Raw genomic sequence first — 21420 nt, forward strand, 5'->3', positions numbered from 1 at the left:
TGTCACGCTCGGCGGCCCGACACTATCAGTGTCAGGCGTTATTCGTTCCCGAGGCCGGATTGGTGAAGACGAATTTCCCGTAGGCCCAGAATCGGAAGCCCATGGCCACGGCCTGGCCGATCAGCGTGCCGGAAACGTTGTCCGCCAATGGACTGTCCAGCCCCAGCACATAGCGGGAGAAGCCCAGACAGCCCAATTGCAGTCCGATGGCCATCACATTCAGCGCGGCATAGGTGAGGATGTGCCGCGCCCCGGTATCGCCGTCGTGATCGGAGTAGGTCCACCACTTGTTGCCGAAATAGGTGACCACCGTGGCCACGCCGATCGCGATGATCTTGGCGACCAGCGGGAGACGGAACAACGGCCCCTCACCGCCCAGGAAGACCAGCAGGTTGTAGGTGCCCGCGTCGACCACGAAGCCGATCGCACCGACCACCAGGAAGGCCCCGCCGCGCTGCAGCAGGGCCCGGACCTTCCCGGTCAGGGAAGTATTCGGCGATATGCCGGCGCGTCCGTTGCCGGTGTTGACCCCGGGCTTTCCGAGGTCTTCCTGTTCCGCCGTGGACTCGTTCGCAGACACCGGCCGACGGTACCCCAACCCCGCAGCACCCATATATCTGTGACGGTCGGGTACCCTCCCCGGTGTTCATATTCGCCTCCGATCAGAGGATTGACCGGGTGGACTCCACCGAGCTTCGTATAGCCGCCATCGTGCCGTGTCACAACGAAGAGGCCGCCGTCGCGAAGGTCGTCACCGACCTGCAGGCCGCCGTCCCGGGCATAGTCGTCTACGTCTACGACAACCTGAGCACCGACGCCACCGCCGATAAGGCGCGCGCGGCCGGGGCGATCGTGCGCACCGAGAACCGCAAGGGCAAGGGCAATGTGGTGCGCCGCGCTTTCGCCGATATCGAGGCCGATGTCTATCTGATGGTCGACGGCGACGACACCTACGACGCCGCCGCCGCGCCGGAGATGATCCGCACCCTGCTCGCGGGCCCCTACGACCACGTGCTGGGCGTGCGCCGCGAGGTCGAGGCCGGGTCGGCGTACCGGGCCGGACACGAGACCGGCAACAAGGTGCTCAACGGCGTGGTCGGCAAGGTGTTCGGCGAGAACGTCGAGGACATGCTCAGCGGCTACCGGGTCTTCTCCCGCCGCTTCGTGAAGTCGTTCCCCGCGGTGTCGCGCGAGTTCGAGATCGAGACCGAACTGACCGTGCATTCGCAGCACCTGGGCGTCCCGCAGACCGCCGTGCCGGTCGGCTTCCGGGACCGGCCCGCGGGCAGCGAATCCAAGCTGCGCACCTACAGCGACGGCTTCAAGATCCTGCGCCTGATCGTCGGCCTGGCCCGGCACGAGCGGCCGGTCGCCTTCTACGGCCTGTTCGGCACGCTGTCCTGGCTGGTCTCGCTGGTGCTCATCACGCCGATAGTGATCGAGTTCTACGAGACCCACCAGGTCCCGCGCTTCCCGACCCTGTTCCTCGGTTTCACCCTGCTGCTGCTCGGCAGCCTGGCCTGGACCGCCGGCCTGATCCTGGACGGCATCCGCCGCTCCCGGCACGAGGCGGCCCGCCTGATGTACCTGCGGTACGCCGCGGTCGGCGAGACCGAACCCGGCGGCCACTCCGGCGGTCCCGTTCGATGACGGAGAGCACCACCATCGCGGCACCCGAGAAGATCCCCGCCGAATCCGAGGCCACGGCCGCGCAGCCCGAGCCGAAGACCGCCGGGCTGCGTCGCGCCGCGATCGGCGTCGAACGCCGATTCGGTTCGGCTGCCGTGGCTTTTCTGCTCATCGCGGGCGTCTTCGGCGCGGTGTGGTCGGTGCTCACGCCCCCGTTCTGGGGCCACGACGAGATCACCCAGTTCGGACGCGCCTATCAGGTCGCGCACGGCGGGTTCCTGCCGCAGAAGATCCACGACGACCGCGGCCCGGCCTGGGGCGGCGACGTGCCGGTCAGCATCGACGCGCTGATGAGCTACGCCTTCGTCGACTACCAGGACAACCCGGACGAGCCGGAGCCCATGGTCCTGGACCCGCACGTCTACGACCAGCTCGGCTCGGCCGCCGTCTCGGCGGACACCACGCCGGTGTGGTTCACCAACACCGCGGCCTACTCCCCGATCCCGTACCTGCCGCCCGCGGCCGGGATCCGGATCGCCGAGGCTCTCGACCTGAACGTCGGCGGCATGGTGCTGGCCACCCGCTGGGCCGGACTGCTCGCCTACCTGCTGATCGTCGGATTCGCGCTGCGGGTGCTGCGCGGGCACCGGGTGCAGTGGCTGGCCTTCACCGTCGCGGTGCTGCCGATCGCGCTGTTCCAGGCGGGGACCGTCACCGCGGACACCGTCACCAACGCGCTCGCCCTGCTGGTGTCGGCGCTGGTGGTGAAGGCCCTGTTCCTCGGTGAGCGGCTGAGCAAGCCGGAGACGGTGGCCGCGCTGGCCACCACCGTGCTGCTGCCGGTCTGCAAGCCGACCTATGTGCTGATCGCCATGCTCACCGTGCTGATCCCGGCCCGCCGCTTCGGTTTCGGCGACGGCGAGCGGGTCGCGGTGTGGCAGCGGGTGCTGCCGTGGGCGGCCGCAGGGCTCGGCGCGGTGTCCTTCGCGGGCTGGATGAAGATCGCCGCCCCGACCGGTGACGGCATGAGCCTGATGCGGCCCGAGAAGCAGTGGGGTACGGTGCGCCCCGGCGACCAGCTGCACGGCATCCTCAGCGATCCGTTCCACTTCCTGCGGATCTTCGGCGACAGCATCGCCCGCCGCGACCAGCACTGGTTCACCCAGTTCTTCGGTGAGCTCGGCTTCTCCTACGTGGAGGTGCCCGCCCTCACCATCCTGGCGGCGCTGCTCGCCTTCGGCATGAGCCTCGGTGCGGCCGAGCGCTTCTCGCCGACCGGCGCGGACCGCAAGCGGACCTGGCTGGTGCTGCTGACCATCGCGGCCAGCGTGGCCATGATCTACGTGACGCTGTACATGTCCTTCACGCCGGTCGGCTACTTCATCATCGACGGCGTGCAGGGCCGCTACTTCGTGCCGCTCGCGGTGCTGGGCCTGGCGGTGCTGTTGCGCTGGGTGCCCTTGCGGCTCGCCGACGCCGCGGGCCGGGTGCCGGCGCGGGCGGCGGCGTTCACGGTGGTGACGGCGACGTCGGTGGCGCTGATCGCGGCCGTGGTGAAGTACTCCACTCTGGTCTGGGGCTGACCCGAAACATCCGTGACCTGCAACGATCAACGCCGGGGCGAATTGCCCCGGCGTTGCTGTTTCGGGTCGGTCAGGACCGTCTAGATCACCTTTTCGCCCGCGTCGGCGTACGCGGATTCGGTCGCGGCCTTCTGTGGCCGCCACCAGGATTCGTTGTCCCGATACCAGTCGATGGTGGCTTCCAGGCCCTTGCGGAAGTCCCGATACTCGGGTTCCCAGCCCAGTTCGGTGCGTAGCAGCGAGGCGTCGATGGCGTAGCGCAGATCGTGGCCGGGGCGATCGGTGACGTGATCGAAATCGTCCGCGGCGCGGCCGAATGCCTCCAGGATCAGCTCCACCACGGACTTGTTGTCGCGTTCGCCGTCGGCGCCGATCAGATAGGTCTGGCCGATTCGCCCGCGCTCCAGGATTTCCCAGACCGCGCTGTTGTGGTCGTCCACGTGAATCCAGTCCCGCACCTGATGTCCGGCGCCGTAGAGGCGGGGCCGGACGCCGTCGATCAGATTGGTGATCTGACGCGGGATGAACTTCTCCACATGCTGGTAGGGCCCATAGTTGTTGGAGCAGTTGGAGATTGTGGCCCGCACCCCGAAGGAACGCACCCAGGCGCGGACCAGCATGTCACTGGAGGCCTTGGTGGCCGAATAGGGACTCGACGGGTTGTAGGGCGTGTTCTGATCGAATGCCGCCGGATCGTCGAGTTCCAGGTCGCCGTACACCTCGTCGGTCGAGATGTGGTGGTAGCGCACCTGGTGGCGGCGCACGGCCTGGAGCAGCGAATAGGTGCCGACGATATTGGTCTGGACAAACGGCCACGGGTCGGCCAGCGAATTGTCGTTGTGTGATTCGGCGGCGAAATGCACCACCGCGTCCACACCCCCGACCAGGCGATCCACCAGCGCGGTATCGGCGATGTCGCCGTGCACGAACTCGATTCGGTCCGCGACCGGGTCGAGTGAGGCGCGGTTGCCCGCATAGGTGAGTTTGTCCAGCACGGTCACGTGGACACCCGCGCGCCGCGTCACCGTCTGGTGAACGAAGTTCGCGCCGATGAAGCCGGCCCCGCCGGTTACGAGCAATCGCACACCGAAACACTACGACGGCCGCGGCGAACCTCGGCGGTGGGTCCGGAAAGTTGCGATCCCCTACACCCGCTGGGCGACCCGTGTGCGCGGAATCGGTCATCCCGTTGAAACAAATACACTTAATTGAAAGGGGGCCGCTCGGTCTACATTTCGCAATTCGGTGCTCCGACCGCGACATTCGGGCACGCAAGGTCACGACTGCGCCAATGACGCGTGTGACCTTCGTCACAAGGATCCGCTGAGGTAACGATTGCGGCGATCGTATATCTGCGCGAAAACCTTTCCTATGCAGCACTTTTCCCCTACCTTACGAACCGCGCGATCGACTTGGTGAACAGAATTTGAACGAACGGTCACAACGGGTTCACCGCTCGTTAGCTGTCCTCGATTTCGATTCGTGTTGTCCCCCCGAGCTCTTCGATGAGGTTTCTACAAATGCTGATGAGGAAATTCGCCGCCACCGCGGCGCTGGTGTCCGCTGCCATGGCCGTCACCGCCGGCACCGTGAACGCCGCCCCCGCCGAGGAGGCCGGTGCGATCAACTACACCGCCACCACCTCCGAGACCAACACCATCATCCGTACCGACGCGGGCTCGATGGCTGTCGAGAACGGCAACTTCGTTATCAAGGCCGCCAACGGCAACATCGTCGCCGGCATGCCGCTGAAGCTGCAGGTGGACGACTTCACCTTCCCGATCGCGGCGGAGATCTCCGACCACACCGCGACCCTGACCCCGCAGTACGACATGGACCACGCGACCTACACGCCGCAGAACGTGAAGGACGTCGCCCTCCCCTACGAGGACCAGGCTCCGTGGAAGTCGGACTACGACCGTGAGCAGGCCGCCTGGAACCGCATGAAGGACACCATCGCGCTGGGCGCCACCGTCGCGACCCTCGTCGGTGGCCTGGGCGCCGCGGCCGTCGGCTGCGTCCTCGGCTTCGGTGTCGCCGGTCTGGCTTCCGCCCCGCTGGCCGCGCTCTTCGGCGCCGGCCCGGTCATCGGCTGCCTCGTCGGCGCCTCGACCATCGGCTTCCTGGGCACCATCGCCGGTCAGCTGCTGATCACCGCGCCGGTCGCCATCGCCGCCGCGATCCAGTACTTCACCACCATCAACGGCCCGCACATCTCCCCGGCTCCGGCCAAGTAATACGTCGGCCCCGGCCGAGTAACTGCGCGCTGTACGTCGAAACCCCCCGCCCGGGTCATCCGGGCGGGGGGTTTCGCGTTGTTCGGGGATGTGGGGCCCGAGGTCTGTGCCCCGAGCCCCACATCATCGAATCACGCTGTGCGCATCACCGATTCACGCGGTGCGGGCGATGCTTCCGGATTCGACGCGTTCGCGGACGAACCGCGCCACGTGTGCCAGGGCGGCCCGGCTCTCGGGCATGTTGGGGAAGATGGCCGGGAACGCGTGCACCTGGCCGCGCCAGATCTCCAGCGTGGCGGGCACACCCGACTGGGCCATCCGCTGCGCCATCACCTCGCTGTCGCGGCGCAGCACCTCGTCCTCGGCGATGATGAGCAGGGCGGGCGGCAGGCCCGCGAGCACATTGTTGACCGGCGACATCCGGGGATCCAGGCGGCCGTCGACCTCCGCGCCGATCTTCACCACGGATTCCAAGGCGGACAACGGGATCAGCGCGTCGCGGTGGTAGTTGGGGTGGGCGCGCTTCTCGGTGCAGTCCAGGTCCAGCGCGGGGCTCAGCCCGACCAGGCCGGCCGGGACCGGGAGTCCGGTGTCGCGGGCGCGCAGGGCGGTCGCGAAGGTCATGTAGCCACCGGCGGAGTCGCCCGCGAACACCACCCGGCCGGCCGGAACCCCGTGTGCCAGCAGCCATTTGTAGGCGGTGAGGCAGTCGTCGACGGATCCGGAGATGTCGGTCTTGGGCAGCTGCCGGTATTCCACGCTGACCACCGGCAGTCCGGTGCGCCGGGCGAGGGACGCGACCACCGGGCGGTGGGTGTCGAGTCCGCACAGGAAGAAGCCGCCGCCGTGCATGTACAGCACCGCGCCGTCGCGCAGTGACTTGCTCGCCCCGGCGGGCCGCACGATCTCGATGCGGAAGCCCTCGAGCCGCACTTCCTCCCGTTCCACGCCGCGCGGGGTGGGGCGCAGTTTGGCGAGGCTGTTGATCACGGTGCTGACGACCGGCATCGAGCCCACGGTGACCGTGGCGCGGTCACCGGCGGGCCGGATCACGGTACGGGAGAATGCGGTCAGGGTGCGCGCGGCGGCGCTGATACGGTCCGGGTTCTCGACTTCGTCGCGGGCCACAGCGGTCCCGTCATAGGGCAATGCCATCGCGCACCTACCTCGTTGTTGGCGCGCCGAGCCGTTCGACCGGAAGGACCGATTGGTTGGCTCGGCACCCGGCGCGCGGAGAGTCGGCGCTGACATCTCACATAGCGTTATTTCAGAACACCATGGGAACGTGACCTACGCAACAGTTATCGCCGGATTCGTCCGCTGGTAAACGGGCGTGATCGATCCGAGGTCCAGTCGGAACCTGACCGCCACGGTTCCCGGCAGAACTGGCAGACTGTCGTGACATGCGCGGAATCATCCTGGCCGGGGGCACCGGATCGCGGTTGCACCCGATCACGCGCGGGGTGAGCAAACAGCTGGTCCCGGTGTACGACAAACCGATGGTGTACTACCCCCTGTCCACCCTCATGCTGGCGGGGATCCGGGACATCCTGGTGATCACCACCCCCGAGGACGCGGACGCCTTCACCCGGCTGCTCGGCGACGGCAGCCGCTTCGGGGTGAACATCTCCTACGTGGTGCAGCCCGAGCCCGACGGCCTGGCCCGCGCCTTCGTACTCGGCGCCGATCACATCGGCAACGACAGCGCGGCACTGGTGCTGGGCGACAACATCTTCCATGGACCAGGCCTGGGCACCCAGCTGCAGACCTTCCACAACCTCGACGGCGGCGCGGTCTTCGCCTACCGGGTCTCCGACCCCACCGCCTACGGCGTGGTCGAATTCGCCGACGGCCGGGCCATTTCCATCGAGGAGAAGCCGGCCCGCCCGCGCTCCAACTACGCCATCCCGGGGCTGTACTTCTACGACAACGACGTGCTGGCCATCGCCCGCGACCTGAAGCCCTCGGACCGCGGCGAATACGAGATCACCGACGTCAACCGCGCCTACCTGGAGCAGGGCCGCCTGCACGTGCAGGTACTGGCCCGCGGCACCGCCTGGCTCGACACCGGCACCTTCGACTCCCTGCTGGACGCGGCCAACTACGTGCGCACCATCGAGGAACGCCAGGGTCTGAAGATCGGCGTGCCGGAAGAGGTGGCCTGGCGACTCGGCTTCATCGACGACGATCAACTCGCCCGGCTGGCCGAACCCCTGGTGCGCTCGGGCTATGGAAAGTACCTGATGGACCTGCTGGGCCACGGGCGAACCTGGGAGTAGGCAATGCGGATTCGGGAACTGTCGGTGCCGGGTGCGTGGGAGTTCACCCCCCGGCTGCACGGAGACGACCGCGGCGTCTTCTACGAGTCGTTCAAGGCCTCGGAGTTCGAGAAGGCGACGGGCCGGCCCTTCGATCTGCTGCAGGTCAATATCTCCACGTCGGCGGCGGGCGTGCTGCGCGGCATCCACTACACCGAGACCCCGCCCGGCCAGGCCAAATACGTGACCTGCGTGCGCGGCGCGTTCCTGGACGTGGTGGTCGACCTGCGCCGCGACTCCCCGACCTTCGGAACCTGGGACGCGGTGGTGATCGACGATGTGGAGCGCAAGTCGGTGTTCCTGGCCGAGGGCCTGGGGCACGCGCTGTTGTCGCTCGAGGACAACTCCACCGTGAACTACCTGTGCTCGCTGGAGTACTCCCCCGAATTCGACCGGGACCTGGACGCTTTCGACCCGGACCTGGCCATCGCCTGGCCGACCGTGGGCCGCGACGGCGAGCCGCTCACCTTCGTCCGCTCCGACAAGGACGCCGCGGCTCCGCGCCTGGCGGAGCTCCCCCGCCTCCCCGGAACTTCAGCGCACGGCTGAGAGCCGTCGCCGGTCATGCATGCGGGCCGGCGGTTGGGTGCCGAACCGATTTTGGCCGTCCCCGATGAGTTACCCCAACCGTCACCGAATCAGCGGACACGTCAGATACGTCATCGGGGCGCATCGCGTAATGCGATGCGCCCCGATTTCTTTGACGGCTCCGCCCGTGTGAGCTGCGGGCGGAGTCACCACAAGCGTCAGCCGACCAGTTCGACCTCCGCGTCGCGGTCCGCCCGGCGAGCCCGGACCTTCGGCAGGAAGGCCGTGAGCGCGACCAGGGCACCGACGATGGCGACGCCGGCCGCGAACTGCAGGCCCGGCCGGTAGGTGTCGAGCATGGTGGCCGGGGTCGGGTGGCTGGGCACCGACGAGGTGACGATGGCGGTGGTCACCGCGAGCACGATGGCCGCGCCGACCTGCATGGCGGTCTGCAGCACACCGGCCGCCAGGCCCTGTTCGTCGTCGTCGATACCGCTGGTGGCCTGAATGTTGATGGCCGGGAAGCCGACCCAGCCGATACCGACCAGCAGCACCGCGGGCAGCAGCACCGTGAGGTAGTCCGGCGCGGTGTCGATGCGCAGGTACAGCAGGTAGCCGATGCCCATGATCACCATGGTGATCGCGATGATCGGGCCGGTGCCGAAGCGGTCGACCAGCTTGTCGGAGACGAAGGCCGAGGCGACCACCAGCAGACCGACCGGCAGCAGCGCGAGCGCCAACTTCAGCGGCGACCAGCCGAGGGTGTCCTGCAGGTACAGGGTGGTGATGAACTGCCAGCTGAAGTACGAGCCGCCGACCGCGATGATGGCCAGGCTGGCCCGGACCAGGGTGCCCTTGCGCAGGATGCCCAGGCGGACGAGCGGGTAGCGCACCTTGTTCTCGACGTAGACAAAGGCGGCGGCGAGCACGGCGCAGGCGACGAACGAGCCGATCGTGCGGACCGAGGCCCAGCCCGCGGCGGGCGCGGAGACGACGGTGTAGACCAGAAGCAGCATGGTGGCGGTGGACAGCAGCGCGCCGAGCAGGTCGTGGCCGCCCTCTTCGGCGGGCTTGTCCTTGGGGACCAGGACATACGCGGCGGCCAGGGCGGCGAGCGCGATCGGGACGGGCAGCAGGAAGGTCCAGCGCCAGCCGAGCCCGGTCATCAGGCCGCCGAACAGCAGGCCCATGGAGTAACCGCCCGCGCCGAAGACGGTGTAGATGGACAGCGCCTTGTTGCGGGCCGGTCCCTCCGGGAAGTTCGTGGTGATGATGGACAGGCCGGTGGGCGCGGTGAACGCGGCGGCCAGGCCCTTCACGAAGCGGGTCAGGATGAGCAGCGCCGGCGAGCTCACCAGCGCGCCGGCCAGCGAGGCCAGGGCGAAGACGGCGAGGGCGATCAGGAAGACCTTGCGACGGCCCAGCAGGTCGGCGGTGCGGCCGCCGAGCAGCAGCAGGCCGCCGTAGCCGAGCACGTAACCGCTGACAAGCCACTGCAGGGTGGAGGTTTGGATGTCGAGTTCGGTGCCGATCGAGGGCAACGCGACGCCGATCATCGAGACGTCGAGGCCGTCGAGGAACAGCACGATGCACAGGGTGATGAGCATGCCCCAGAGCCGGGCGGTCCACTGCGTGGTGTCGGCCGCGGCGCTCACTGCGGGGCGGATCTCGGTGGAAGTCACGAGAGAGGACGGTACATGCGTGCGCATCAAATGCACAAGCATTTAATGCGGTGGCATGATTTCGCGGAAACGACTAGGATGACCCCCATGCCGAAGCCGACAGTGCCCGTCGACCGGCCTGTGACAACGTCTTTCGAGACGTCGGGGCTGGTGGGTGAGTGGCGTGAGCTCCTGGCCCGGCACGCGTCCACCTCGTGCGCCCTGGAGAAGGAACTGCAGGGCCGCCACCACATCGGGCTCAGCGAATTCGAGACCCTGGACCGCCTCATCGAAACCGGCAGCGACAGCTACAAGATGAGCGATCTGGCCAATGACATCTACCTCAGCCAGAGCGCGCTCTCGCGCACCGTGGCGCGGCTGGAACGCGACGGCCTGGTAGATCGCACGCTGTGCACGAACGATCGGCGCGCGATCTTCGTCTGCGTAACGGAAAAAGGGCGCGAACTGCACAAGCAGGCCGCGCCCACGCACCGTGCGGTGCTGGCCCAGACTCTGGGCTAGAGACCCGCGCCCTAGAGCGCCGCGCGCACCGACTCGATGATCGGAAGCGCGTCCACCGCAATGGAACTCACCGAGGCGAAGGCCTCGCGATAGCGGGCCACCTCGGGCTCCTTGTCGAGATACGAGGAACCGGTCAGCGATTCCACGTACACCACCGGCGGTTCGGTGGGTTCCCCTGCGGCGGTGGGGAATTCGAGCAGCACGAAGCGGCCCGCGTCCATGCCGTTGTGGTAGCCGCACTCGGCGCGCAACAGGCGCAGCCGGACATTGGGCAGCTCGCCGAGCTTGTGCAGCCGGTCGAGCTGGCCGCGGGTCACCTCGTCACCGCCGACGCGGTGCCACAGCACGGCCTCGGAGATCACCACGTCCAGCTGCAGCGGCGAATCGGCACGGGTGAGCAGGGATTGGCGCGCGGTCCGCACCCGGACGCGGCGGTCCAGCTGCTCGGGCGAGATGCCGGGGTAGGCCCCCGCCAGCACCGCGCGGTAATACTGCTCGGTCTGCAGCAGCCCGGGGACCAGCTCGTTCTCGTAGCTGATCAGCTTTCCGGCGGCTTCCTCGAGCCCGATGTAGACCTCGTAGCCCTCGTCGATCACATCGCTGAACTCGGTCCACCAGCCGCGGGCCTTGGTCTCGCGGGCCAGCGCGGTGAGCGGTTCGATAGCGTCCTCCGGCGCGCCGTAGATCCGGCACATGGCCTCGACATCCAGACTGCGCAACGACGTCTGACCGGTTTCGATGCGCCAGATCTTGGCCTCGGACCATTCCAGTCGCTGCGCCGCCACCCGGGTCGTCATGCGCGCGCGATTTCGCAGGTCGCGCAGGTGTCGGCCGAGCTGCCGGCGCGGCACGGTCGATCCGGTAATCCCCTGCGGTAGAGCCATTCGTCCCCCTATACCAGTGTTGCGATCGCATTGTTGCACAGGAAAACTCAGCGATCCATGGACACGGGACACGCTTCGGGCGGAGACGGAACGGGCCGCTATCCAGGCTACTTCCGGGAAGACCGTCGGCGGAAGCGCCAGAATTGCACTGCTTGAACATCTTTGGACAACTGATTGACAGGTTCCGCCACATCCGACAACGCCTGGAACAGATCGTCGGCCATATCGGAAATATGCTCGACCCGCGCCGCCAGCCGGGACGCGTTGAGCACGAACTCCAGCAGCAGGCGCACCACCGCGGCGATCACCAGGCCCAACGGCACCGCGAACACCACCGCGAACACGATTCCCAGCCACGCCGAGATTCGCCAGAGCCCTACGGTTCCCACGATCGGAATCGCGACAGCGCCCGCCAGGCCCAGCAGGTATGCCAGCGGCAGCAGAGTGCGGGTGGCGGCGCGGTGAAACTGCAGGTCCAGCAGGGCGCGGGCGGCATCCACGCTCCACGCGCCGAAAGCTCCTGGACTGGTGAAGGGTTCGACCGGCTCCTCGGCGTCCTCGCCCTCGGCGAGCCGCCGGGACATGCGACGGGTGGCGGCCTCCTTGAAGGCGGCCCAGCGGCCTTCCTCGATGAGCTCCTCGAGCTTCTCGAGCTCCTCGAGTTCCGACTCCCCCGGCTGTTCGGCCATGCCGACGATCTCCTCTCCCGCAGACCCGTTCGGCCGATTCTGTGTCTCCGGTTTCGGCCGATTCAGTGTCTCCGGTAACGCCGGAGGCCCGCACGACGAGAGAGTGTGTTGTAGAACACGTCGCGCCGCCGGCTGATGACGGGCTCCGAACCGAGAGATAGCGCCCTTGACGCGTCGTCGCAGGCGAGAGCCGGTCCGGCAACCGGGTGTCCCAGAAGAGCCACAGCACTTTCCGGACAAAGCGGACTGGACAAACGACGTTCTGCGACAGAACCGAACTCGCGGTGAAAAAGGGTGTGTAACGCCCCGAACCCCCCGCTCCGATACGCCACCAGAGCAGGAACTAGATCTACCGGGGAATGGAGAAACCAGTGCGTACGACGTTTTCGTCAGCCGTTGCGGAATCTGCGCAGGACTACATCCAGCGCGGCTGGACGGTCGCCGAAACCGCCAATGGCGTCTGCCTGGTCACCGACGAGAACATCGCGGGCATCGAGGTCACCGGTGACAGCGCCGCGTTCGTGCGCCGCTACCTGCGGGCCAACGACCTGACCGGCCCGGTCATCGAGATCCCGGGCGCCGAGCGCCGCGAGATCCACCTCGTCACCGGCCTGGCCAAGGCCGCGCGTGCCATCGAGGCGCTGCGCGAGGCCGGCGTGGTCGTCTACTCCGACGGCGCGGGCATCCCGCTGCCGCCGAGCAAGCTGTCCGCCGGTGCGGCCTGCTGGGGCGTCGCCCCGCACGAGGCCCGCTGGATCCCGCCGGTGGTCGCCATCGCCGCGGGCGTCCGCGCCGCCGCCAAAGGAGCCCGGCCGCAGGCGACCCGTATCGCCTCCTGACACCGGCTCCACGAACGACTCGAAACCCGCGAGTGCTCCCCGGCGCTCGCGGGTTTCACCGTATCCAGGTCCGAACGTTGCGAATTAAGAGATAACGGACATCAGCACAGGTCTCGCGATAGCCTGCTCCCCCATCGCGATTCGTCCGCCGCGGGTGTTTCGCCCGATCCGCCGCCGGGCGATCATTGGGTATGACCCACGTCACGGACAGCCCCCGGACCGCGCTGCGCACCTGCCCGCTCTGCGAAGCGGTGTGCGGACTCGAACTCACCCTCGACGGCAGCGACCGCATCGTGTCGGTGCGCGGTGATCATGCCGACCCCTTCAGCAAAGGCTTCGTCTGCCCCAAGGGCGCGACTCTCGGCCACCTGGACGGCGACCCGGACCGGCTCACCCGGCCCATGATTCGCGATCGCGCCACCGATACCTGGCGGGCCACGAGCTGGGACGAGGCCTTCGGGGTGATCCGCGAACGGCTGCCGCAGGTGTCGGCCGCGTACGGCAATCAGGCGGTGGGCCTGTACCTCGGCAACCCCAACGCGCACACCGTGGCCGGTGCGCTGTACGTGCCGCTGCTGATCCGGGCCCTGGCCACCCGCAGCCTGTTCTCCGCCAGCACCGCCGACCAGATGCCCAAGCAGGTGTCGAGCGGGCTCATGTTCGGCGACCCGCTCACCGTGGCGGTGCCCGACCTGGACCGGACCGACTACCTGCTGATGCTGGGCGCGAATCCGCTGGAGTCCAACGGATCCCTGTGCACCGCACCGGATTTCCCGGGTCGATTGAAGGCGCTGCGGCAGCGCGGCGGGCGCTTCGTGGTGGTGGATCCGCGCCGCACCCGCACTGCCAAGCTGGCCGACGAGCATCTGTTCGTGCGACCGGGCAGCGACGCCTACCTGCTGTTCGGGATCGTGCACACGCTGTTCGCGGAGGACCTGACCGACGTCCGGGTCGAGGTGAACGGGCTCGACGAGATCCGCGCCGCCGCGGCCGATTTCCCGCCGGAGCTGGTCGCCGCCCGCACCGGGGTGCCCGCCGAGACCATCGTGCGGCTGACCCGGGAACTGGCCGCCGCGCCCACCGCCGCCGTCTACGCCCGGATCGGGACTTGCACCGCCGAGTTCGGCACGGTCACGCAGTGGCTGGTGGACGTGGTCAATGTGCTGACCGGCAATCTGGATTCGCCCGGCGGAGCCATGTTCGCGACGGGCGCCGCGCTGGGCATCGTGCGGTCGCGGCCGTTCCGGACCGGGCGCTGGGGCAGCCGGGTGCGCGGGCTGCCCGAGGCCATGGGCGAACTGCCGGTGGCGACGCTGGCCGACGAGATCCTGACACCCGGGGACGGGCAGATCCGGGCCATGGTGACGGTGGCCGGCAATCCGGTGCTGTCCGCACCCAGCGGCGCGCGCCTGGATGCCGCTTTCGAGGGCCTGGAATTCATGGTGAGCGTCGATCGGTACCTCAACGAGACCACCCGGCACGCGGACGTGATCCTGCCGCCCCCGCGCGTCACACAGTCCCCGCACTACGACTTCGCGCTGCTCAATTTCGCGGTGCGGAACTACGCGCGCTACTCGCCGCCGGTGGCGCCGCTGGGCGAGGACGAGCTGTCCGAGGCCGAGGTGATGGCCCGGCTGGCGCTCGCGGTGTCCGGGCAGGAGCCCCAACCGGGGCTGGATCCGCTCACCGTGGTCGACGAGATCGTGATCGCCGGGACCCTGCACAAGGCCGGGATGGCCGATCGGCGCGCGGAACTGCTCGGGTCGAACACCACCGAGCAGCGACTGGACCTGATGCTGCGGCTGGGCCCGTTCGGCGAGTGGGCGGCCGCGGCGAACGCGCCCACGGTGCCGTCCGCTCCGGGCGATCCCGATTCCGGGGACTCGACCGAGAACTGGGCGGGTCGGCTGAATCTGCGAGTACTGCTGGACAATCCGCACGGCATCGACCTCGGTCCGCTGCGCCCGCGGCTGCCCGGCGCGCTGCGGACGGCCTCCCGGAAGGTGGAGCTCGCCCCCGCGCAACTGCTGGCCGACGTGGCCCGGCTGCGGGCGCGCGCGGACGACCGGCGGCCGGAAATGGTGCTGGTGGGGCGGCGACAGCTGCGCTCCAACAACAGTTGGCTGCACAATGTTCCACTGTTGGTGGGCGGGTCGAACCGGTGCACGCTGCACATCCATCCCGAGGACGCGACGCGGCTGGGGCTGGACGGGCGGGCCGTGGTGAAGTCGGCGGCGGGCACGGTGACCGTGGAGCTGGAGCCGACCGAGGACATCATGCCGGGGGTGGTGAGCCTGCCGCACGGCTGGGGACACGAGGACAGCGCGCAGGCGGTCGCCCGGACCCATGCCGGGGTGAACGCCAATGTGCTGACCGATGATTCGCTGGTGGATGTCCCGTCGGGGAACGCGGTGTTCAACGGGGTGCCGGTGACGCTCACCCGAGCCTGATTCCGGAGCCGCCTCGAAAAGACCTTTCGGTATTCATGTTTGAGTACCGAAGATCAGCGCCAGCTAGGGGGATGAAAACGATCGAGCCCGGTGCGAACGTCTGCGAAGTGGACAAAACAGGAATGCGAAATCCCCGCGCCCCCTGGGGATCTCGCATACCCGTACCCCGGAAGTGACCGGCAGCATCCCCACAGCTAAGGGACGAAGGTCCCTTGTGAGCCTTTTCATCCGGGAGGATCCTCGCATCGGGAAGGTTTGTCCGGCATCAGTCGAAGCACCCTTACCAGGGCAGATCTGCCGGTTCACGCATTCGCCACACGAAAATAGTTAAACCGTATAGGATTTCGGATGGCCGTAGTTCGTGGCCGAGCCTCTTCCATCCGGTATTTCAGCTACCAAAGGGGGCGCACGATGCCCGGGGTCAGAAACGGCAGCGACGGCGAGCGGGAACTGCAGGATCGGTACGGCACCGAGGACCGAGCGGAGCGCTTCTACTCCGATCAGGTACGGGATCGGCTCAATACCCACATGATCGATTTCATCCACCGGATGGATATGGCCTTCATCGCCACCGCCGACAAGCACGGCGAATGCGATGCCAGTTTCCGCGCCGGCAATCCCGGGTTCCTGCACGTGATCGACGAACGCACCGTCGCCTACCCCGAATACCGCGGTAACGGCGTGATGGCCAGCCTCGGCAATGTGCTCGAGAACCCGCACGTCGGCATTCTGATGATCGACTTCGTGCAGGACCTGATCGGCCTGCACGTCAACGGCACCGCCCGCATCGTGGACGACGCGCTCATGCGCCGCTGTGTCCCGGATCTGCCCGCCGAGTCCCGCGGCCGCATGCCCGAGCGCTGGGTGGTGGTGGATGTGGAGGAGGCCTACATCCACTGCCGCAAGCACATCCCGCACCTGGTGCCCGCGCAGCGGGAGGCCCGGCAGTGGGGCACCGACAATGTGCGCGCCAAGGGCGGCGACTACTTCCGGGCCAAGGAAGAAACCAGCGCCCTCGTCGAATCCTGAACCGCGCCTAATTGATCTTGAAGATCACCGCGCGCTGGACGATGAAGTTGATCACGGTGGCGGTGCCCTGCGCCACGCAGAACGCCAGGGCGATCCGCCACCAGACATCCGGCAGCGCGTAATAGCAGAGCTGGTTGATCCCCACCTGCAAGGCGAAGGTCAGCGCGTACAGGGCGATCACCGCCAGGAACCGCTTGCGATTCGGCTCGGCCTGGAAGGTCCAGCGCCGGTTGATCAGATACGCCGTCGTGGTGCCGGCGATGAAGCTGATCGACTTGGCCACCGGCAACGGCAGGCCCACCACCGTGAAAAGCAGGGTGTACAGGCCGAAGTCCACCACCGCGGAGAAGATGCCCGTCGCCAGGAAGCGAATGATCTGCGTCTTGAGATCGACATCCGTGCCACCCGGTTCGTCGACAAGGGGCAGCTCGGGCGGGAGGGGCAGATGGGGTTCCGCGGTCACAACGCAGAAGACTAATGCCCGCGACATTGGACACAAGCCTCGGAACGGTTATGCCTGTAGCCTCTATGCCGATGTCCACGAAAGCTCAGACCACTACCGAGGCCGCCGCCGAGCCCAGCTCGAACGGTGACAGCCCTGTAGTCGGCAAAGAAAAAGAGGGCACCGTGTCACAGCAGGGTTCGTTCGACCTGCCGACGCAGACTCGGCGCTTGACCGGTTGGGGACGCACCGCGGCCACCACCTCGGAAGTGCTCTCCACCAGCGACCCGGAACTGATCGCCAAGGCGGTCGCCATGGTCGCGGAGGACAACGACTCGAAGCCCGCGCACCTGCGTCGCGGCGTCATCGCCCGCGGCCTGGGCCGCTCCTACGGCGATCACGCGCAGAACGCCGGCGGCCTGGTCGTCGACATGACCGCGCTCAACCGCATCCACCGCATCGACCGGGACTCCCGGCTGGTTGACGTGGACGCGGGCGTGTCCCTCGATCAGCTGATGAAGGCGGCGCTGCCGTTCGGCCTGTGGGTTCCGGTGCTCCCGGGCACCCGGCAGGTCACCGTGGGCGGCGCGATCGGCTCCGACATCCACGGCAAGAACCACCACAGCGCGGGCAGCTTCGGCAATCACGTGCGGTCCATCGATCTGCTCACCGCCGACGGCAAGGTGCAGACCATCGGGCCGAAGAAGAACGCCAAGCTGTTCTGGGCGACCGTCGGCGGCAACGGGCTGACCGGCATCGTGTTGCGCGCGACCATCGAGATGACGCCGACCGAGACGGCGTACTTCATCTCCGACGGCATCAAGACCGTCGACCTGGAAGAGACCATCGCCGTCCACAAGGACGGGTCCGAGGCGAATTACACCTACTCCTCGACCTGGTTCGACGTGATCTCCGGGCCGCCGAAGCTGGGACGCGCCAATGTCTCTCGCGGTCGGCTGGCGAAACTCGATGAACTGCCGAAGAAGCTGCGCAAGAATCCGCTGAAGTTCGACGCCCCGAATCTGCTGACGGTGCCGGATATCTTCCCGAGCTTCGCGGTCAACAAGTTCACGCTGGGCATGGTCGGTGAGGCGTATTACGCGCTCGGCGGTAACTACACCGGCAAACTGATGAACTTGACGCAGTTCTATCACATGCTGGACGTCATCTCGGAGTGGAATCGGGCCTACGGCTCGAAGGGATTCCTGCAGTACCAGTTCGTGGTGCCGCCGGAAGCCCTCGACGAATTCACCAAGATCATCATTGATATTCAGGCATCCGGCCATCACTCGGCGCTCAATGTGCTGAAGTTCTTCGGTCCCGGGAACCAGGCTCCGCTCAGCTTCCCCATGGAGGGCTGGAACACCTGCTTCGACTTCCCGATTCGTCCGGGTCTCAACGAACTGGTCCGGGAACTGGACCGCCGTGTGCTCGAGTTCGGCGGCCGTATCTACACTGCCAAGGATTCGCGCACCGACGCGGAGACCTTCCACAAGATGTACCCCCGGATCGACGAGTGGATCAAGATCCGCCGGAGCGTCGACCCCACAGGCGTTTTCATGTCCGATATGGCGAGAAGGCTGGAGCTTCAGTGATCAATGCGGTAGGCAACCCGCAGTCCATTCTGCTGCTGGGCGGCACCTCGGAGATCGGCTTGGCGATCTGCGCCGAGTACCTGAAGAAGGGCCCCGCGCGCATCGTCCTCGCGGCCCTGCCGGGTGACCCGCTGCGCGAGGACGCCGTGTCGCAGATGAAGGCGGCCGGGGCCTCCGAGGTCCAGGTCGTCGACTTCGACGCGCTCGACACCGGCAGCCACCCGGCCGTGATCGACGCGGCCTGGGCCACCAGCGATATCGACGTGGCCATCGTCGCGTTCGGCATCGACGGCGACGGCGAGATCTTCTGGCAGGACCAGCGCAAGGCCGTCATGATGGCCGAGATCAACTACACCGCCGCCGTGTCGGTGGGTGTGCTGCTCGGCGAGAAGATGAAGGCGCAGGGCTTCGGCCGCATCCTGGCCATGTCCTCGGTCGCCGGCGAGCGGGTGCGCCGCTTCAACTTCGTCTACGGCTCCACCAAGGCCGGCCTGGACGGCTTCTACCTGGGCCTGGGCGAGGCGATCGCCCCGTTCGGCCCGCGCGTCACGGTCATCCGCCCCGGCATGGTGCGTACCCGGCTCTCCGCGCACGCCAAGGAGAACGGCCTCACCGTGAACAAGGAAGACGTCGCGCTGCTCGCGGTGTCCGCCTCGGAGAAGGGCAAGGAAATCGTCTGGGCCCCCGGCGTTTTCCGCTACGTCATGATGATCCTGCGGCACGTGCCGCGTCCGATCTTCCGCAAGCTGCCCATCTAGGCGAGTTTGCGATCAACGCCGCATTCCGGTCCCGGGGTGCGGCGTTTTTCATTTCCGGCGGGTCGGCCCCGGCGAGAGGTCCGCGCACGCGGCACTGGCTAGGCTGACCGGCGGTCCATGACACGAATGCGGAGGGCTGGTGCGGATGAGCGAGCGGGCGAGCGGGCGAGCGGCGGTGCTGGCGCGGCAGGCCGGTAGTGCGGCCGGGGAGGCCGTGCTCGCCGCCGTGGTGGCGGCCGTGGTGGCCGCGATCGGGCTCGAGGCGTTCTCGGTCGTGCACTGGCCGGCGTTCAACTCCTCCAACGTGACCCGCGCGCTCACCACGGTCGGGCAGGTGGTGGCACTGGCCATGCTGGTGGTCGCGGTCGTGTTGCTGCGCTTGCGTACGTGGGGGTGGGTAGCGAAACTGCTGTCCTGGGGCGGACTTTCGGCCTTCGTCACCGTGACGCTCGGCATGCCGCTGGCCGCGACCAAGCTGTACCTGTTCGGCATGTCCGTGGACCAGGAGTTCCGGACGCAGTATTTGACGCGGCTGACCGACAGCGCTGCGCTGCGCGATATGAACTACGCCGAACTGCCGCCGTACTACCCGGCCGGATGGTTCTGGTTCGGCGGGCGGTTCGCGAACCTGGTCGGCCTGGCCGGATGGGAGGCGTTCAAGCCCTACGCCATCATCGGGCTCGCCGTCGCCGCCGTGGTGGCACTCGTGCTGTGGTCCAACCTGATTCGCGCCGACTGGGCGGTGGCCGTGGCCGCCGCGACAACCGCGGTGACCCTGGCCTACGGCGCGCCGGAGGCGTACAGCGCGGTCCTGGTGCTACTGCTCGGACCGCTGCTGCTGCTGGCGTGGGGCGCGTTGTACCGGCCGGACGAGACCGGAGATGCCACGAAGTTGCGGACCGCGGGCGGCTGGGGCGCGGTGATCGGCGCGGGACTGCTGCTGGGATTGTTCGCCACCTTCTACACCCTGTACTTCCTGGTGGCCGTGTTCGCGGTCTGCCTGATGGCGCTGATCGCCTTCGGGCTCACCTATCGGGCGCAGCGGACGTGGCGCGCGCTGACTCCGATCCTGCTGCGGCTCATCGGAATCGGTGCGATCTCGGGTGTGCTGGCGCTGATCGTGTGGTTGCCGTACTTCCTGAAGGCGCTGCGCGGCGCGACGGCCAGCTCCGGAACCGCGCTGCACTACCTGCCCGAGACCGGGTCGCGGCTGCCGCTGCCCATGTTCGATTTCGATCTGCGCGGCGTGCTGTGCCTGGCCGGAACCATCTGGCTGGTGCTGCGCGCGGGCAGTTCACGGCGCGCGCAGGCACTGGGCATCGGCGTGGTCGCCATCTACCTGTGGTGCCTGCTGTCCATGGCCGCGACGGCGGCCGGGACCACCCTGCTGTCGTTCCGGCTGGAGTCGCCGCTGCTGGCGCTGCTGTCGGCGGCGGGTGTGTTCGCGTTCGCCGAGGGGGCGCGGGCGGTCTACCAGGCGCTGAACGAGCCGAGCCGGTTCCGGATCGCGGCGGCCGCGGTGGCGCTGGCCGGGGCGATCGGGTTCAGCCAGGGCATTCCAACAGTGCTGGCCACCGAGATCACCACGGCCTACACCGATACCGACGGCAATGGGGATCGCGCCGACAAGCGGGCTCCGTCGGCGGTTTCCTATTACCGCGAGATCGACGCGAAATTGCTGGAGCAGACCGGGCGGCCGCGCGACGGCAGCGTGGTGCTGACCGCGGACACCAGCTTCCTGGCGATCTACCCATACTTCGGATTCCAGGCGCTCACTTCGCATTACGCGAACCCGCTGGCCGACTTCGCGGCGCGCACCGCCGAGATCCAGCGCTGGAGCACGCTGAAGACGCCGCAGGAGCTGACCGACGCGCTCGAGCACTGCCCGTGGCGGGCGCCGGACGCGTTCCTGTTCCGGCGCTCCGGCGACGGCTACACGCTGCGGCTGTCCCAGGACGTCTATCCGAACGATCCGAATGTGAAGCGCATCACGGTGACGCTGCCCAAGGCATTGTTCGATGACGGGCACTACCGCATCACCGATATCGGACCGTTCACCCTCGTCGTGCGTGTCTGAGGGGTGGGGCGAGACAAGGATCACTTATCCCCAAAAATGAGTCGGAATCTGGGGATAACTGTCCGATTCTGTGGATAACTTCTCGACTCGCCAGTGCAATCTCAGCCGGAAGCTGTAGCGTGGGCCGCTGATTGCAAGGCACAAGGAGTTACGCGTTGACACAGGGGCGGGAAACCGAT

General features: G+C 67.5%; 19 protein-coding genes. 12 read left to right on the top strand and 7 right to left on the bottom strand.

What is annotated here, in order from left to right:
• Positions 1-31: 31 nt before the first annotated feature.
• Entirely contained in the window at positions 32-580 is a 549-nt protein-coding gene (locus tag ACFYTS_RS03105; RefSeq protein ID WP_357275208.1) for a GtrA family protein, read from the bottom strand.
• 98 nt (positions 581-678) lie between these two features.
• On the opposite strand from ACFYTS_RS03105, the gene ACFYTS_RS03110 reads away from it, so the two are divergent.
• Both ACFYTS_RS03110 and ACFYTS_RS03115 read left to right on the top strand, forming a co-directional pair.
• On the top strand, positions 679-1650 hold the full coding sequence (locus ACFYTS_RS03110) for a glycosyltransferase (protein WP_357275206.1): 972 nt from the start codon (positions 679-681) through the stop codon (positions 1648-1650).
• The gene (locus ACFYTS_RS03115) at positions 1647-3212 is read left to right on the top strand and encodes a DUF2142 domain-containing protein (RefSeq protein ID WP_387300927.1); all 1566 of its coding nucleotides are present in this window, start codon (positions 1647-1649) and stop codon (positions 3210-3212) included. Before ACFYTS_RS03110 ends, ACFYTS_RS03115 begins: the two co-directional genes overlap by 4 nt.
• A gap of 80 nt (positions 3213-3292) precedes the next feature.
• Here ACFYTS_RS03115 and rfbB read toward each other — a convergent pair whose 3' ends face one another.
• The gene (gene rfbB, locus ACFYTS_RS03120; RefSeq protein WP_387300929.1) at positions 3293-4297 is read right to left on the bottom strand and encodes a dTDP-glucose 4,6-dehydratase; all 1005 of its coding nucleotides are present in this window, start codon (positions 4295-4297) and stop codon (positions 3293-3295) included.
• A gap of 435 nt (positions 4298-4732) precedes the next feature.
• Between rfbB and ACFYTS_RS03125 the strand changes: the two genes are divergently transcribed.
• The gene (locus ACFYTS_RS03125) at positions 4733-5449 is read left to right on the top strand and encodes a hypothetical protein (RefSeq protein ID WP_357275200.1); all 717 of its coding nucleotides are present in this window, start codon (positions 4733-4735) and stop codon (positions 5447-5449) included.
• Between the two features lie 153 nt (positions 5450-5602).
• On the opposite strand, the gene ACFYTS_RS03130 is transcribed toward ACFYTS_RS03125, so the two are convergent.
• Positions 5603-6604, bottom strand: a complete 1002-nt coding sequence (locus tag ACFYTS_RS03130) for an alpha/beta hydrolase (RefSeq protein ID WP_357275197.1) — start codon at positions 6602-6604, stop codon at positions 5603-5605.
• 248 nt (positions 6605-6852) lie between these two features.
• Here ACFYTS_RS03130 and rfbA point away from each other — a divergent pair, with 248 nt between their 5' ends.
• Together rfbA and ACFYTS_RS03140 are read left to right on the top strand one after the other, a co-directional pair.
• Positions 6853-7728, top strand: coding sequence for a glucose-1-phosphate thymidylyltransferase RfbA (gene rfbA / locus ACFYTS_RS03135; protein WP_357275195.1), 876 nt, complete (start codon positions 6853-6855; stop codon positions 7726-7728).
• Between the two features lie 3 nt (positions 7729-7731).
• Entirely contained in the window at positions 7732-8316 is a 585-nt protein-coding gene (locus ACFYTS_RS03140; protein ID WP_357275193.1) for a dTDP-4-dehydrorhamnose 3,5-epimerase, read from the top strand.
• A 197-nt stretch (positions 8317-8513) separates the two neighbouring features.
• On the opposite strand, the gene ACFYTS_RS03145 is transcribed toward ACFYTS_RS03140, so the two are convergent.
• On the bottom strand, positions 8514-10004 hold the full coding sequence (locus ACFYTS_RS03145) for an MFS transporter (RefSeq protein WP_387300932.1): 1491 nt from the start codon (positions 10002-10004) through the stop codon (positions 8514-8516).
• 60 nt (positions 10005-10064) lie between these two features.
• Here ACFYTS_RS03145 and ACFYTS_RS03150 point away from each other — a divergent pair, with 60 nt between their 5' ends.
• Positions 10065-10478 carry a MarR family transcriptional regulator gene (locus ACFYTS_RS03150; RefSeq protein WP_357275189.1) on the top strand — a complete coding sequence of 138 codons (414 nt, stop codon included), beginning with the start codon at positions 10065-10067 and terminating at the stop codon, positions 10476-10478.
• Between the two features lie 11 nt (positions 10479-10489).
• Here the strand turns inward: ACFYTS_RS03150 and ACFYTS_RS03155 are convergent, their stop codons facing one another.
• Together ACFYTS_RS03155 and ACFYTS_RS03160 are read right to left on the bottom strand one after the other, a co-directional pair.
• The gene (locus ACFYTS_RS03155; protein ID WP_357275186.1) at positions 10490-11362 is read right to left on the bottom strand and encodes a helix-turn-helix transcriptional regulator; all 873 of its coding nucleotides are present in this window, start codon (positions 11360-11362) and stop codon (positions 10490-10492) included.
• A 107-nt stretch (positions 11363-11469) separates the two neighbouring features.
• Positions 11470-12051 (bottom strand): DUF4282 domain-containing protein, encoded by a 582-nt coding sequence (locus ACFYTS_RS03160; protein WP_387300935.1) that lies wholly within the window; start codon positions 12049-12051, stop codon positions 11470-11472.
• 371 nt (positions 12052-12422) lie between these two features.
• Between ACFYTS_RS03160 and ACFYTS_RS03165 the strand changes: the two genes are divergently transcribed.
• From ACFYTS_RS03165 to ACFYTS_RS03175, 3 genes are all read left to right on the top strand, one after another.
• A complete protein-coding gene (locus tag ACFYTS_RS03165; RefSeq protein WP_387300937.1) occupies positions 12423-12890 on the top strand; it encodes a hypothetical protein in 468 nt (155 codons plus the stop codon).
• Between the two features lie 191 nt (positions 12891-13081).
• A complete protein-coding gene (locus ACFYTS_RS03170; RefSeq protein WP_387300939.1) occupies positions 13082-15340 on the top strand; it encodes a molybdopterin-dependent oxidoreductase in 2259 nt (752 codons plus the stop codon).
• A 411-nt stretch (positions 15341-15751) separates the two neighbouring features.
• A complete protein-coding gene (locus tag ACFYTS_RS03175) occupies positions 15752-16369 on the top strand; it encodes a pyridoxamine 5'-phosphate oxidase family protein (RefSeq protein WP_357275178.1) in 618 nt (205 codons plus the stop codon).
• Positions 16370-16376: 7 nt separating this feature from the next.
• Here the strand turns inward: ACFYTS_RS03175 and ACFYTS_RS03180 are convergent, their stop codons facing one another.
• The gene (locus ACFYTS_RS03180; RefSeq protein ID WP_387300941.1) at positions 16377-16832 is read right to left on the bottom strand and encodes a GtrA family protein; all 456 of its coding nucleotides are present in this window, start codon (positions 16830-16832) and stop codon (positions 16377-16379) included.
• A gap of 71 nt (positions 16833-16903) precedes the next feature.
• On the opposite strand from ACFYTS_RS03180, the gene ACFYTS_RS03185 reads away from it, so the two are divergent.
• The 3 genes from ACFYTS_RS03185 to ACFYTS_RS03195 all read left to right on the top strand — a co-directional run bounded on the left by ACFYTS_RS03185 (position 16904) and on the right by ACFYTS_RS03195 (position 21241).
• The gene (locus ACFYTS_RS03185; protein WP_387300943.1) at positions 16904-18406 is read left to right on the top strand and encodes an FAD-binding protein; all 1503 of its coding nucleotides are present in this window, start codon (positions 16904-16906) and stop codon (positions 18404-18406) included.
• Complete coding sequence (locus ACFYTS_RS03190; protein ID WP_357275173.1) at positions 18403-19164, top strand: decaprenylphospho-beta-D-erythro-pentofuranosid-2-ulose 2-reductase; 762 nt, start codon at positions 18403-18405, stop codon at positions 19162-19164. Before ACFYTS_RS03185 ends, ACFYTS_RS03190 begins: the two co-directional genes overlap by 4 nt.
• A gap of 145 nt (positions 19165-19309) precedes the next feature.
• Complete coding sequence (locus tag ACFYTS_RS03195; RefSeq protein WP_387300945.1) at positions 19310-21241, top strand: galactan 5-O-arabinofuranosyltransferase; 1932 nt, start codon at positions 19310-19312, stop codon at positions 21239-21241.
• The last annotated feature ends 179 nt before the right edge of the window (positions 21242-21420 follow it).

The sequence above is a fragment of the Nocardia sp. NPDC004151 genome (genome assembly GCF_042874235.1).
GTDB lineage: Bacteria > Actinomycetota > Actinomycetes > Mycobacteriales > Mycobacteriaceae > Nocardia.

Coding starts and splice junctions, on each gene's coding strand:
- rfbA (WP_357275195.1), top strand. CDS start 6,853: ATGCGCGGAATCATCCTGGCCGGGGGCACCGGATCGCGGTTGCACCCG.
- ACFYTS_RS03145 (WP_387300932.1), bottom strand. CDS start 10,004: ATGCGCACGCATGTACCGTCCTCTCTCGTGACTTCCACCGAGATCCGC.
- ACFYTS_RS03185 (WP_387300943.1), top strand. CDS start 16,904: ATGTCCACGAAAGCTCAGACCACTACCGAGGCCGCCGCCGAGCCCAGC.
- ACFYTS_RS03160 (WP_387300935.1), bottom strand. CDS start 12,051: ATGGCCGAACAGCCGGGGGAGTCGGAACTCGAGGAGCTCGAGAAGCTC.
- ACFYTS_RS03195 (WP_387300945.1), top strand. CDS start 19,310: ATGAGCGAGCGGGCGAGCGGGCGAGCGGCGGTGCTGGCGCGGCAGGCC.
- ACFYTS_RS03170 (WP_387300939.1), top strand. CDS start 13,082: ATGACCCACGTCACGGACAGCCCCCGGACCGCGCTGCGCACCTGCCCG.
- ACFYTS_RS03125 (WP_357275200.1), top strand. CDS start 4,733: ATGCTGATGAGGAAATTCGCCGCCACCGCGGCGCTGGTGTCCGCTGCC.
- ACFYTS_RS03150 (WP_357275189.1), top strand. CDS start 10,065: ATGCCGAAGCCGACAGTGCCCGTCGACCGGCCTGTGACAACGTCTTTC.
- ACFYTS_RS03140 (WP_357275193.1), top strand. CDS start 7,732: ATGCGGATTCGGGAACTGTCGGTGCCGGGTGCGTGGGAGTTCACCCCC.
- ACFYTS_RS03130 (WP_357275197.1), bottom strand. CDS start 6,604: ATGGCATTGCCCTATGACGGGACCGCTGTGGCCCGCGACGAAGTCGAG.
- ACFYTS_RS03175 (WP_357275178.1), top strand. CDS start 15,752: ATGCCCGGGGTCAGAAACGGCAGCGACGGCGAGCGGGAACTGCAGGAT.
- ACFYTS_RS03115 (WP_387300927.1), top strand. CDS start 1,647: ATGACGGAGAGCACCACCATCGCGGCACCCGAGAAGATCCCCGCCGAA.
- ACFYTS_RS03155 (WP_357275186.1), bottom strand. CDS start 11,362: ATGGCTCTACCGCAGGGGATTACCGGATCGACCGTGCCGCGCCGGCAG.